The following is a 12,140-nucleotide window of genomic DNA, read 5'->3' as shown; positions in this document are numbered from 1 at the left end:
TGCCGCCCGGCACCCGCAGATGCAACGGCAACGGCAATAGCCGAAGCAACAGCAACAGCGGGCATTCCGTGGGTTGGCGGGACGGGGCCGGTTGCGGGGGACGCCGTAAACCCGTCCGTGGGGGCTTGGCCGCGGCATCCATGCCGCGGACACCCCCGCAACCGGCCCACCCCGCCTTCGACAGGTTCCTGCTGCTCTTGGTGGGTGTCGACCTTGGTCGACACGGTAGATCCACGCCATGCGTGGATGGATTTCTGGTTCACCTGTGCCTCACGCGGATGGCCGATGAAGGTTCATGCTATGGGGCCACGCAACGCACAGGACATCGCACTCCCCATGGCACGGACCCGGGTCGGCATCATTTTCGGGGGCAAGTCCTCCGAGCACGAAGTTTCGCTGCAGTCGGCGAAGAACATCCTCGATGCGCTTGATCGCGAGCGCTTCGAGCCGGTGCTGGTCGGCATCGACAAGCAGGGCCAGTGGCATCTGAGCCAGCCGGATACCTTCCTGATCAATGCCGATGATCCGTCGCGCATCGCGCTGCATCGCTCGGGCCAGTCGCTGGCGGTGCGCCCGGGCGCCGAGCAGGCGCAGCTGCAGCCGTGCGATGCGGCCAGCGCGCTGGGCCAGATCGATGTGGTGTTGCCGATCCTGCATGGGCCACTCGGCGAAGACGGTGCGCTGCAGGGGCTGCTGCGCATGGCCAATCTGCCCTTCGTCGGTTCGCCGGTACTGGGCTCGGCGGTGGCGATGGACAAGGACGTGACCAAGCGCCTGCTGCGCGACGCGGGGCTGCAGGTGGCGCCGTGGCTGTGCATCCGTCGCCATCAGGCCGCGGAGGTCGATGCCGACGCGGTGATCGCCCAGCTCGGCCTGCCGCTGTTCGTGAAGCCGGCCAACCAGGGTTCGTCGGTGGGTGTGAGCAAGGTCAAGGATGCGGCGGGCTTCGCCGAGGCACTGGCATTGGCGCTGCGCTACGACCACAAGGCGCTGGTGGAATCGGCGGTGGTCGGCCGCGAGATCGAATGCGCAGTGCTGGGCAACGAGCACCCGCAGGCCAGCGTATGCGGCGAGGTGGTGGTGCACGACGAGTTCTACGCCTACGACACCAAGTACATCAATGACTATGGCGCTGAAGTGGTGGTGCCGGCCGACATCGACGCCGCCACCCAGGCGCGCATCCAGCAGATCGCGCGGCAGGCCTACCAGGCGCTGGAGTGTGCGGGCATGGCGCGCGTGGATGTGTTCCTCACCGCAGACGGCGAGATCGTCATCAACGAGGTCAACACGCTGCCGGGCTTCACCCGCATCAGCATGTACCCGAAGTTGTGGGGCGCCAGCGGTGTCGACTACACCGCGCTGATCACGCGCCTGATCGAGCTGGCGCTGGAACGCCACGAAGCTGATCGCGGGCTGCAGAGCGCTGTGTAACGTGGTGATCGCCCGCAGAGTCGAGCATGGCTCGACTCTGCGGAAAGCGATGCCGGCCAGCGGCCGGCACTACCGGCTAGCCGCGCTTGCGGAACATCGAGATCACCGCAAGGATCAGGAACACCACGAACAGGATCCAGGCGATGTTCGTTGCGGCGCCGGCGATACCGGAGAAACCCAGAACGGCGGCGATGATGGCGATGACAAAGAAAATGATGGCGTAGTGCAGCATGGCGCTCCTCGCGGGTGGTCGAGCCTTGGATGGCGTGGGTCCATCCTCCCGATCCTGCGGTGTGCAACCAGTGATGGCGATCTATGCAGCAGATGAAGCCTTCAGCCTGCGCAGCCCTTCTTCGATGCTGACCTGCGGCACATAGCCGAAGTCACGGCGGGCGGGCTCCATGCTGTACCAGTGCGGCGTGCACAGCTGTTCGGCCAGGAACCGGGTCAACGGCGGTTCGCCGCGCAGGCGCAGCAGCGGCCACAGCCGCTCGCAGATGGCGCCGATACGGTACGCGGTCTTGAAGCTGATCGCCTTGTCCACGGTCGGTGCACCCACCGCCTGCAGCAGCTTGTTGACCAGCTCGCGCATCGGCAGCGGTTCGCCGTTGGAAATGAAGTAGGCCTTGCCTGCACATGCGGCACCGGGCGCCAGTGCCTCGAAGGCGAGGAAGTGGGCAAGCGCGGCGTTGTCGATGTAGGTGGTATCGACCTTGTTGCTGCCATCGCCCACCAGGCGCAGGCGGCCCTGTCGTGCACGTTCGGCCAGGCGCGGTACCAGCTGCTGGTCGCCAGGGCCCCAGATCAGGCGCGGACGCAGCGCCACCGTCGCCAGCGAGGCGTCATTGGCTGCCAGCACGCGCTGTTCGGCAATCGCCTTGGTGGCTGCATAGGGCGCCTGGAAATCTTCGCCGTACGGCACTTCGTCGGCGCCGAGGCCTTCTACGGGGTGCGTGGCCCGGTGCGTCACGCTGGGCGTGGAGGTGTAGACCAGCCGGCCGATACCGTGCGCACGGCAGGCTGCGATGACGTTGTCGGTGCCGACCACATTGGCCTGGTGGTAGCTGTCATAGCTGCCCCACGCACCGGCCTTGGCACCGTTGTGGAATACCGCATCGACGCCGGCCGCCGCATGCAGGACCGCCTGCGGGTCGGCCAGGTCGCCACGGATCTGGCCCACGCCCATCACCTGCAGCTCCGGGTAATGGCTGCGGTTGAACGCCAGTACCTGGTGGCCACGTTCGACCAGCCCGCGGCACAGCGCCTGGCCAAGGAACCCACCACCACCGGTGACCAGGATCTTCATGCGCGCTTCTCCAGTTCGGCGCTGGCCCAGACGGCGAGCTTCTCGCGGCCGATCTTGGCGTTGTGACGGATATCGACGGGGAACGCCGGATGCACCAGGAAGTGCTGCAGGCCGGCCTCAGGCATGCGCGCTGCGGCATGCGCACGCAGCGCTTCCTGCAGTGCCGGGCTGTCGGACCGGCCACGCTGCAGCTCCACGCACAGCACCGGCACCTGCGCACCGGCGGCCCCCACGCCAACCAGCGCAGTGCGCGCCACGCCGGCCACGGTGTTGAACACCGGCTCGACCTGTTCGGTGTACAGCGGTCCGCGCGCGGTTTCCACGCGCTGCGTCTTGCGCCCGCAGAACCACAGGCGACCCTGCGCATCGAAGTAACCGACGTCGCCCATGCGATGCACCACGCGGGTGCTGCCATCGGCCAGCGTCTCGCGGATCTTCGCCGCCGCAGTGGCCTGCGGGCGGTTGAAGTAGCTGTCGGTGGCGGTCGGCCCGGCCACGGTGATCTCGCCCACCTCGCCGGTGGCCAGCACACGTGCCTGCGACCAGTCGGCCAACGGTGCGTCGTCGATGGCGATGATGCGCACCTCGTTGGGGGCCACCACGTTGCCCACGCAGGTGCCGGCACCGGCCTCGGTCGCCGCGCGGGTGCGCTCCAGTTCGCGGCCTTCGACCACCGCCACCGGCAGGCACTCAGTGGCGCCATAGGGAGTCCAGAACTGCGCATCGGCCGGCAGCAGGCTGCGGATGGTGGCGACCACGTCCGGCGGCACCGGTGCCCCGGCCGAGGTCACCCGGGTCACCGTCGGCAGTGGCCGCCCGTGCCGAGCCAGCACCCGCATCAGCGCTGGCGAGCCGAACAGCTGGGTTACGCCGAAGCGCTGGATGGCATCGTGCAGGCGTCCCGGGTCGGCCTGCGCCGGCCGCGTCGGGTCCATGTCCGGGATCACCGAAGTCAGGCCCAACGCCGGGTCGAACAGCGCGAACGGTGGGAAGGTCGGCAGGTCCACCCCACCCGCTTCCATGCCGAAGGCACTGCCCAGCAGCTGGATCTGGCCGACGAAGTGGCGGTGGCGGTAGACCACGCCCTTGGGCACGCCGGTGGAGCCGCTGGTGAACAGGATCGCCGCCATGTCCTCGCCATCGGTATCGGCCAGCATGGCCCCCCCCTTGGCACCGGCACGTTCCAGCGCGGCCAGGCTGGTACCGCCCCAGCCGAGGCGGCGGCCGACCGTCACCAGCCGGGTGGCCGACGGCGCCCAGCGCAGCACCAGCCGCGCCACATGCGCCAGCGGAATGCCGATGAAGGCCTGCGGCTGCGCCTCGTCCAGGCACTGCTTAAGCGCGCGCCGGTCGATGCCCGGATCGACCAGCACCGGCACTGCGCCCAGCTTGAACAGCGCGAACATCAGCAGGAAGAACTCCGGAGAGGGCCGCACCATCACCACCGTGCGCACGCCACGGCCGATCCCGTAGCCGGCCAGGCCGGCGGCCATGGCATCACTGCGGGCGTCCAGCTGACGGTAATCGAGGGTGACATCGTAGGCGGCCATGCCGTTGCCGGCGCCGCGGCGGCCCGGGCAGCGGATGGCGATCTGGTCGGGGCGTTCACGCGCCAGTTCAGGCAAACGGGCCGCAATGTTGCAGGGTCGGTTCATCCGTTCATTGTCGCCGCTTACGGAATTTCTTGCGCGGCGGCCCACTTCGTGGAAAATCCGCACCCTCGTTCCCGATTCCGACTGCCGCCCGAGGCGGCTTGCCCATGCAACATCCCTGCATGACCTGCGGCGCCTGCTGCACCCAGTACCGCGTGGCCTTCCACTGGATGGAATCGGACGAGGTCACCCCCGGCGGCGTGCCGCATCAGCTCACTGAGGTGCTGGATCCGCACCGCCTGTGCATGCGCGGCACCCATTCCAAGCCGGTGCGCTGCGTCGCGCTGGATGCGCAGATCGGCGTGTATTCACGCTGCACGATCCACCCCAACCGGCCCAGCGTGTGCCGTGAGGTGGATGCATCGTGGGAATACGGCAAGGCCAGCCCGCAGTGCGACAAGGCGCGCATTGCCTATGGCCTGGATCCGCTGACGCCGGCCGACTGGCGCTGGCGCGATGACGCCGACAATGACGACGATCACCCGGACGACAACGGCAACAGCCCGTCCTCGCCGCCGCAGGCGCCGGTCGCCGCGTAATGGTAGTGCCGGCCGCTGGCCGGCAACCTCATCAACCCTTCGGGTGTGCCGACCAACGGTCGGCACCCACCGGAAGAGGAAGGGGTGGATGCCGACCGTTGGTCGGCACACCGATCAGATCGGGTTCTTGTCCAGAAAGGCGCGGATCTCCGGCACCAGCACTTCGTGCTTGTCTTCCAGCACGTAGTGGCCGGCGTCCTCGAACGCATGTACCTGGGCCTGCGGCAGCGCGGCCTGGAAGCCCTTCAGGAAGTGGTGGTCGAACACGAAGTCGCGCAGGCCCCAGCCGAGGAAGGCCGGCCGGTCGGCGAACGACGGCAGCGCCTTGCCGGCACGTTCCAGCAGCGACCACGCCTTGTCGGCCGGCGACAGCGGGATGTCCTGCATGAAGCGGATGGTGCTGATGCGGTTGGCGTAGCTGTTGTACGGCGACACGTAGGCGCGGCGCACGTCGGCCGGCATCTTCCGCTCCACGCCCAGCCACGAGGCACCTGACGAGAACGCGTTGAAGGTGCGGATGATCCACTCGCCGATCTTCCAGTGGCGGCCCAGCGCGATCTGCCACGGCATCTTCTTCGCCGCCGGCATCGGGAACGCGGCGGTGTTGAGCACCACCAGGCGCTTCACCTGGTCGTGATGCGACAGCGCCCAGCCGAAACCGATCATGCCGCCCCAGTCGTGCACCGCCAGGGTCACCGGACCGGTGATGCCCAGGTGCTTGAGCAGCGCATCGAGGTCGTCAACGCGCGACTGCAGCGTGTACTCGTAGCGGCTGTCATCGGGCTTGTCCGACAGGCCCATGCCGATGTGGTCCGGCACGATGCAGCGGTACGTGTCCGACAGGCCGGCGACCAGCGTGCGCCAGTAATAGCTCCACGACGGGTTGCCATGCACCATCACCACCACCTCGCCGTCGCGCGGGCCTTCGTCGAGATAGTTCATCGACAGGCCGGGGCGTACCTCGAAGCGCTGCGGGTGGGCGGGGTAACCGGGAAGCTGGGACATCGGATCGCACCTGTAGAAAGGGCCGGTAAACCGGCCCTTGAACACTTGGAAAAATCATCGCTGCCCGTCGTGCAGCAGGTCAGCGGTGACTCTTTTACCAGACCACTTCAGCCATCGAGCAGTTCAGGCCCGAGCCGATACCCAGAAGCGCGATGCGATCGCCCTTCTTCAGCTTGCCCAGCTGCTTGAGCTTGCTCAGCACGATCGGCACCGAGGCCGGGCCGATGTTGCCGTGCTCGCCGAAGATGGTCATCACCTTCTTCGGGTCGATGCCGAAGTTCTTGATGAACGCCGCGGTGTGCGGCTGGCTGACCTGGTGGATCACGAACTGGTCCAGCTCTTCCACGGCCCAGCCCAAGGCGATCTTGGCAGCGGTGAAGGTCTTCTGTGCCAGCTTGATGCCTTCGATCAGCAGCAGGCGGGTGTCGGTGACCATGCGGTCCAGGTTGCCCAGGCACAGCTGGTTCCACTCGGTGGCCGAGCGCGTCACGCCGCCCTTGTAGCGCGGCGCGTCCGGCACCAGCTCCGAGCGCGCCATCACCATCGCCGCGGCACCCGAACCGGTGGTCAGGGCGGCCAGCTCGTTGCGGAAATCGTCGGCGGTGACGTCCGGGGCGGTCATGCGCTCCAGGGTCTTCTCGTACACCAGGTTGGCGGTCTCGCCGTCCACCACCAGCGCGTAGTCGATGTCACCGCGCTCGATCATGCGCGCGGCGATGTCCATGCCGTTGATGAAGGCCAGGCAGGCATTGGCGACGTCGAAGGTCATGCACTCGTCGCTGACGCCGAGGTTGCCCGAGACGATGGAGGCCGTGGACGGCTCCAGGTAGTCGCGGCTGACCGAGGTGTTGACCAGCAGGCCAACCTGCGTCGCATTGATGCCTGCGTCTTCCAGTGCCTTGCGGCCTGCCATGGTGGCAGCGTCGGACGCCAGCACGCCGTTGTCCCACAGGCGGCGCGCGTGGATGCCGGCGATGTCGCCGAGCACGTCGGTGCGGATACCCAGGCGATCCAACGTCGGCTGCAGGCGTTCGTTGATTTCCTTGGTGGTCAGCGTATGCGGCGCGTCGACGTGTGCCAGGCCGGCGATCGAGACATTCTTGAAGAGCATCGAGGTTAGCGCCAAGGCTCAGGCAAAAGGGGGCGCTATTCTATAACCCCCGGGGCCTTCACCGCATCTTTACGAATTCAGCCTTGGCCGTATGGTGAAGCGTTCAGCGCGGCGGGCACTGGAATGCGGCGAAGCGCTGGCTGCCATCGGCCGGGGCCGCGGCGGCCTGCACGGCATTGGCGCCGGCGCTCGGGGCCTCGTTGCGGGCCAGGGTTTCCAGCTCTTCCTGCACGCGCAGCGGGTTGCGGTTGTAGAAGCCGACCTTGCTCTTCACGGTCACCACCACCTCGCCCTTGGCAATGCAGCCAGCGGGAACCGGGCCTGCCGGCAGCACGCGGGTCGCCTTGCCGGCCGGTTCGATCGGCACCCAGGTACAGGCGGTGACGGTGAGCAGCAGGGAGGAAAGCAGCAGAACGCGCATGGGCAGATCCTGGAAGGGTATGGAGGGATTCTGCCTGAACCGCCTGAATCGGGGGTAGCCGGTGGGGGGACGGATCCCCCGCAGCGGGCTCTGACCCCGCCTTCGGGTCACGGCGTTGCCGGCCAGCGGCCGGCACTACCACGGCAAGGTTGCCGGCCAGCGGCCGGCACTACCTGGGGAGGCCTGCCCGCGGGGGCGGGCAGGCGCATCCCTTATTTCTTGACCGGGTTGCCTTCGGCGTCGATCACCGTCACCTCGCCCAGGTTGAGCGCACGCACGGCCGCTTCGGTCTGCTTGAGATCACCCACCACCACCCAGGTCAGCGCCTGTGGCTTGATCTCGGCGGCGGCCTGCTGCACCTGCGCCGGGGTCATCGCCTCGATCTCGGCCTTGCGACGCAGCACGTAGTCGTCCGGACGCTTGAACTGCACGATCGAACCGATGGTCGAGGCGACCGCGCTGGCGGTCTCGTAGGCACCGGGCAGGCTCAGGGTCTGGATGTTGCGGATGCGGTTGACCTCGGCGGCGGTGGCCGGCTTGCTGCCATCGGCGAACGCGGCGATTTCCTTGCGCATTTCCGCCATCGCCGGGCCGGTCTTGTCGATCTGCACCGGCGCGCTGGCCATCCACGGGCGCTGGCCCACCGAGTTGATCGCGCTGCTGCGCGCACCGTACGACCAGTGCTTGTCCTCACGCAGGTTCATGTTCAGGCGCGAGGTGAAGTCGCCGCCGATCACGCCGTTGGCAATATCGAAGCGGGTCGAGCTGGTGGCGCTGGACGGCGCCACCACCTGCCCCGCGAACAGGTTGGCCTGCACCGCACCCGGCTGGTCGATCAGGAACACGCGCGGGCCCTTGGGCAGCGCGACATCGGTAGCCGCCTTCACCTGCGGCGCCTCGCCGGTCGCCTTCCAGTCGCCCAGCTGCTTGTCCAGCAGCGGCACGATCTCGGCCAGGGTGGTGTCACCGACCACGATCAGGGTGCCGTTCTGCGGCCGCAGCCAGTCGTGGTGGAAGTCGACCAGGTCTTCGCGGGTCAGGCCGTTGATCGCTGCTTCGTCACCGCTGCCGGTGAACGGAATGGCATACGGGTGGCCCTTGCCGTACAGCAGCGGCGGCAGCACGCGCATCGCCACCGCACCCGGGTTGACCTTCTCCTGCTGGATGCCGGCAATCCAGCTCGCCTTGACCCGGTCGATCTCGCCCTGCTCGAAGCGCGGTTCGCGCAGCAGGTCCCGATACAGCGCCAGCGACGGTGCCAGGTTTTCCTTCAGCGCCGACAGGTCCACGCTCATGGAGTCCAGGCCGGCCGAGGCATCCAGGCTGGCGCCCAGTGCGTCTGCGGCATCGGCGAAGGCCAGCGAGCCGAGCTTGCCGGCGCCTTCGGTCATCAGGCTCATGGTGAAGTTGGCGGTGCCCGGCTTGCGGCCCTGGTCGGCGCTGAAGCCACCCGGGAACTGGTAGCTGAACTGCACCACCGGAATCTCGTGGCGCTCGGCCAGGATCACCTGGGTGCCGTTCTTCAGCGTGGCGCGCTGCAGCGCCGGGAACTTCAGCTGCGGGAACTCGCGGGTCTGCGGCACGCCGGCCTTGCGGTCGACCTGCTCGGGCAGGGTGCTGTACTTGGGGTCCACTGCCGGCACGGTGGAGGGCTTCGGCGCCTGGCTCGGGTCTTCCTTCAGCGCCACGCGCTCACCCGGTGCAATCACCAGGGTGTGGCTGCCCTTGTCCAGCCACTGCGCGCCCAGACGGCTCAGATCAGCAGCACTGGCCTTCTCGATGTTGGCCAGCGAGGTGCGGAAGCAGCCCGGGTCGCCGGTGAACACCGCACACTCGGCCAGTGCGTCGGCCTTGCCGCCGAAGCCGCCGATGCGTTCGATGCCGCGGATGAAACCGGCGCGGGCACCGGTCTTGGCGCGTTCCAGCTCGGCCGCGGTCGGGCCCTGCTTGATCAGCCGGTCCAGTTCCTCGTCGATGATCTTCTCGACCTTGGCCGGGTCCTGGCCCTGCTTGACCGTCGCCATGATCACGAAGTTCGAACCCAGCTGCGACGTCGACAGGCCTGCCGCGATGCTGTCCACCAGCTTGTCCTGGTGCTGCAGGCGCTGGCTCAGCCGCGAGGACTTGGCGCCGCCCAGTACCTGCGCGAACAGCTGCAGCTGATCGACCTCGATGGTACCGACCTGCGGCACGTTCCAGGCGCGGTAGATACGCGCCTGCGGCACCTTGTCGGTCATCGTCTCGCGCGTGTCGGCGCTGCGCTTGGCCACGTTCACCGCCGGCTGCGCCATGGTCGGGCCGGCCGGGATGCTGCCGAAGTACTTGCCAACCTTTTCCTTGGCGGTGGCCAGGTCGATGTCGCCAGCCAGCACCAGCACGGCGTTGTTCGGGCCGTACCAGGTGCGGAACCAGGTCTTCACGTCATCCAGCGACGCCGCGTTCAGATCGTTCATCGAACCGATCACGCCGTGGTGGTACGGGTGGCCAACTGGATACAGCGCCTTGTTGAGCTGGTCCCAGGCCTGGCCGTAGGGCTGGTTCTCGCCCTGGCGCTTCTCGTTCTGCACCACGCCACGCTGCTCGTCCAGCGCCGCCTGGTCGATCGCACCGACGAGATGGCCCATGCGGTCCGATTCCATCCACAGCGCCATGTCCAGCGCAGTGGTGGGCACGTTCTCGAAGTAGTTGGTGCGGTCGGTATTGGTGGTGCCGTTCTGGTTGGTGGCACCCACCTGCTTGAACGGCTCGAAGAACTCGCCATCGTGGTTTTCGCTGCCCTGGAACATCAGGTGTTCGAACAGGTGCGCGAAGCCGGTGCGGCCGGCCGGTTCGTCCTTGCTGCCGACGTGATACCAGACGTTGACCGCGACGATCGGCGCCTTGCGATCGGTGTGCACGATCACGCGCAGGCCGTTGGGCAGGGTGAACTGCTCATACGGGATATCGACCTTGGCCGGTGCGGCCGGCTTTGCCGCCAACGCATGGGAAGGCACAAGCGTGCCCAGGGCGGTGCTGAGGGCAACGGCCAGCAGCGCAGTGCGCGGGCGAAGGGCGAGAGACATATCCGGATCCTTGGTCACATAGGTGAACCCCGATCCTAGCGTGCGCGCGCAACGGCAGGAATCGGTCGCCAGTCACTGGGGGTGTTTGCCCCTGTGCGCCATCCGCGGAGCCGATCTGCCCTGTCCGAGCCGTCACAAGCACCCGCCAGCAACGTCCGGACAGTGTCCGCAGCACATCGAATGGACAGGTGTCCGCCCGCCGGACACTTTTCGATGACCATAAAACCCTTGCAAATCAATAATTAAAAGTTGGCACGGGGATTGCTTGGTAGTTTCTGCACCAGGAAGGGCTTCAGACAAAAGCTGACTGAAGGATGAACAAACGCAGGAAATCGAAAATTTTCCTTGCAAGCCCAGAATTGGTGTACTACCTTACTACCACACCACTGATCACCAACACTAAACAGGCCCCGTCATGAACGCCAAGACCATTGCCATCGCCATCGCCCTGATCGCCGGCACCGCGGTTGTTTCGTCGGTGCAGGCCTCCGAATCCATCAAGACCCTGTCCACCGTGCAGGTTCGTCCGGCCGCCGACCAGCTGGCCCAGCAGGCCTGGGAACAGGCCAGCGGCATCCCGACCCTGGCCACCGTGGAAGTGCGCCCAAGCGCCGACCAGCTGGCCGAGCGCAGCGGCTACGTCGCCGCCCCGGTCGCCGCCGCGATGCCGATCACCACCCTGGCCTCGGTGGAAGTGCGCCCGAGCCTGGAGCAGCGCGTCGCCCTGGCCGCCGAACTGGAAGCCCAGCGCTACGCCGCGACCCTGGCTGCCGCCGCCACCAGCGTCGCCAACCAGGTGATCGTCAACCTGCCGGCCCTGCAGGTGCGTCCGAGCGCCGCCGACCTGCAGGCCCTGGCCACCGAAACCGCCCAGGTCCTGCTGCGCCCGTAAGCGGTGCCGCCCTGCCTCGCGCAGGGCGTGCGCCGTAAAGGCGGCGGTCGTCGCAGGTACACTGCGCCGATGAATGCCGCGCCCCCGTTCCACGTGATCCTGTTCCAACCGGAAATCCCGCCCAACACGGGCAATGTGATCCGGCTCTGCGCCAACACCGGCGCTCATACTTTTTAGGCCTTATTTTCTCGGCTAAATCTCTGTTTTCGTTGCTGCTGCCTTAACTATGGTCACCGTATGGACACCCAAAAAGTGTCCGCCGGAGACGCCCGCAGCAACTCGCGCCACTTCGACGCAAACACCGCCGGCAGTGCTCGTGGACGAGCGACGGGTGGTGCTAGTCGTCATGGACTGTCCCTCCTCTGTTATGGACGGGAGCGAGCCTATGGGGCACCAGCAACACACGACCTCAACAAATCGCAGAATGTTGCCGGTGGGTCAAAAAAGAACGCCACGAACACTCATCGGCTTCACTGGACCCTAAACAAAACGGGAAATGTTTCCGTCAGGTCAGAACACGCACGGCGGATCGGCTTCGACCGGCATTGCCGCCAACCGCCATGCCGCCCCATCCAGATCATCGCCAACTCCAGGCTCTTGCGACTAAAGTGCTCGGAATGCAGCAGGTCGAGCAAGGAACCGGCGTCGCGCTGGCCCGTTCTGGCGCCGCGCCCCATACCCTTCATGTTCCACATCATGAAGCCGCTCTCGTCCACGAAGT

Annotated in this window: 11 protein-coding genes and 1 pseudogene; 4 read left to right on the top strand and 8 right to left on the bottom strand. The window is 66.9% G+C overall.

Annotated features, from left to right (window positions below):
- Positions 1–336 precede the first annotated feature (336 nt).
- The gene (gene ddlA, locus AC5P68_RS13860; protein WP_231522436.1) at positions 337–1,431 is read left to right on the top strand and encodes a D-alanine--D-alanine ligase; all 1,095 of its coding nucleotides are present in this window, start codon (positions 337–339) and stop codon (positions 1,429–1,431) included.
- Positions 1,432–1,507: 76 nt separating this feature from the next.
- Here the strand turns inward: ddlA and AC5P68_RS13855 are convergent, their stop codons facing one another.
- The 3 genes from AC5P68_RS13855 to oleC all read right to left on the bottom strand — a co-directional run bounded on the left by AC5P68_RS13855 (position 1,508) and on the right by oleC (position 4,392).
- Positions 1,508–1,663: a DUF1328 domain-containing protein gene (locus tag AC5P68_RS13855; RefSeq protein ID WP_005407633.1), complete on the bottom strand. Its 156-nt coding sequence runs from the start codon at positions 1,661–1,663 to the stop codon at positions 1,508–1,510.
- Between the two features lie 81 nt (positions 1,664–1,744).
- Positions 1,745–2,737, bottom strand: a complete 993-nt coding sequence (oleD, locus tag AC5P68_RS13850; RefSeq protein WP_164227146.1) for a 2-alkyl-3-oxoalkanoate reductase — start codon at positions 2,735–2,737, stop codon at positions 1,745–1,747.
- The gene (oleC, locus tag AC5P68_RS13845; RefSeq protein WP_423373158.1) at positions 2,734–4,392 is read right to left on the bottom strand and encodes an olefin beta-lactone synthetase; all 1,659 of its coding nucleotides are present in this window, start codon (positions 4,390–4,392) and stop codon (positions 2,734–2,736) included. Before oleC ends, oleD begins: the two co-directional genes overlap by 4 nt.
- 104 nt (positions 4,393–4,496) lie before the next feature.
- Between oleC and AC5P68_RS13840 the strand changes: the two genes are divergently transcribed.
- Positions 4,497–4,928, top strand: coding sequence for a YkgJ family cysteine cluster protein (locus AC5P68_RS13840; RefSeq protein ID WP_005407630.1), 432 nt, complete (start codon positions 4,497–4,499; stop codon positions 4,926–4,928).
- Positions 4,929–5,042: 114 nt separating this feature from the next.
- Here AC5P68_RS13840 and AC5P68_RS13835 read toward each other — a convergent pair whose 3' ends face one another.
- The 4 genes from AC5P68_RS13835 to AC5P68_RS13820 all read right to left on the bottom strand — a co-directional run bounded on the left by AC5P68_RS13835 (position 5,043) and on the right by AC5P68_RS13820 (position 10,527).
- Positions 5,043–5,933 (bottom strand): alpha/beta fold hydrolase, encoded by an 891-nt coding sequence (locus tag AC5P68_RS13835; protein ID WP_033835519.1) that lies wholly within the window; start codon positions 5,931–5,933, stop codon positions 5,043–5,045.
- A 94-nt stretch (positions 5,934–6,027) separates the two neighbouring features.
- The gene (locus tag AC5P68_RS13830) at positions 6,028–7,044 is read right to left on the bottom strand and encodes a 3-oxoacyl-ACP synthase III (protein ID WP_004135358.1); all 1,017 of its coding nucleotides are present in this window, start codon (positions 7,042–7,044) and stop codon (positions 6,028–6,030) included.
- Between the two features lie 103 nt (positions 7,045–7,147).
- On the bottom strand, positions 7,148–7,465 hold the full coding sequence (locus AC5P68_RS13825; RefSeq protein ID WP_005407628.1) for a DUF4156 domain-containing protein: 318 nt from the start codon (positions 7,463–7,465) through the stop codon (positions 7,148–7,150).
- 212 nt (positions 7,466–7,677) lie between these two features.
- Positions 7,678–10,527 (bottom strand): M16 family metallopeptidase, encoded by a 2,850-nt coding sequence (locus AC5P68_RS13820; protein ID WP_231522438.1) that lies wholly within the window; start codon positions 10,525–10,527, stop codon positions 7,678–7,680.
- A 415-nt stretch (positions 10,528–10,942) separates the two neighbouring features.
- Here AC5P68_RS13820 and AC5P68_RS13815 point away from each other — a divergent pair, with 415 nt between their 5' ends.
- Positions 10,943–11,419: an XAC0231 family protein gene (locus AC5P68_RS13815; protein ID WP_005407626.1), complete on the top strand. Its 477-nt coding sequence runs from the start codon at positions 10,943–10,945 to the stop codon at positions 11,417–11,419.
- A 69-nt stretch (positions 11,420–11,488) separates the two neighbouring features.
- A pseudogene (locus tag AC5P68_RS13810) lies at positions 11,489–11,584 on the top strand (tRNA (uridine(34)/cytosine(34)/5-carboxymethylaminomethyluridine(34)-2'-O)-methyltransferase TrmL); the annotation flags it as partial.
- Between the two features lie 305 nt (positions 11,585–11,889).
- On the opposite strand, the gene AC5P68_RS13805 reads toward AC5P68_RS13810, so the two are convergent.
- Entirely contained in the window at positions 11,890–12,117 is a 228-nt protein-coding gene (locus AC5P68_RS13805) for a hypothetical protein (protein ID WP_231522439.1), read from the bottom strand.
- Positions 12,118–12,140 lie beyond the last annotated feature (23 nt).

This window comes from Stenotrophomonas sp. YJH_SMC_58, from assembly GCF_059369635.1.
This window is presented reverse-complemented; position numbering and strand designations above follow the sequence as displayed.

Excerpts from the sequence above, each read along its gene's own strand:
- ddlA (WP_231522436.1), top strand. The coding sequence starts at position 337 with ATGGCACGGACCCGGGTCGGCATCATTTTCGGGGGCAAGTCCTCCGAG.
- AC5P68_RS13855 (WP_005407633.1), bottom strand. The coding sequence starts at position 1,663 with ATGCTGCACTACGCCATCATTTTCTTTGTCATCGCCATCATCGCCGCC.
- oleD (WP_164227146.1), bottom strand. The coding sequence starts at position 2,737 with ATGAAGATCCTGGTCACCGGTGGTGGTGGGTTCCTTGGCCAGGCGCTG.
- oleC (WP_423373158.1), bottom strand. The coding sequence starts at position 4,392 with ATGAACCGACCCTGCAACATTGCGGCCCGTTTGCCTGAACTGGCGCGT.
- AC5P68_RS13840 (WP_005407630.1), top strand. The coding sequence starts at position 4,497 with ATGCAACATCCCTGCATGACCTGCGGCGCCTGCTGCACCCAGTACCGC.
- AC5P68_RS13835 (WP_033835519.1), bottom strand. The coding sequence starts at position 5,933 with ATGTCCCAGCTTCCCGGTTACCCCGCCCACCCGCAGCGCTTCGAGGTA.
- AC5P68_RS13830 (WP_004135358.1), bottom strand. The coding sequence starts at position 7,044 with ATGCTCTTCAAGAATGTCTCGATCGCCGGCCTGGCACACGTCGACGCG.
- AC5P68_RS13825 (WP_005407628.1), bottom strand. The coding sequence starts at position 7,465 with ATGCGCGTTCTGCTGCTTTCCTCCCTGCTGCTCACCGTCACCGCCTGT.
- AC5P68_RS13820 (WP_231522438.1), bottom strand. The coding sequence starts at position 10,527 with ATGTCTCTCGCCCTTCGCCCGCGCACTGCGCTGCTGGCCGTTGCCCTC.
- AC5P68_RS13815 (WP_005407626.1), top strand. The coding sequence starts at position 10,943 with ATGAACGCCAAGACCATTGCCATCGCCATCGCCCTGATCGCCGGCACC.
- AC5P68_RS13805 (WP_231522439.1), bottom strand. The coding sequence starts at position 12,117 with ATGATGTGGAACATGAAGGGTATGGGGCGCGGCGCCAGAACGGGCCAG.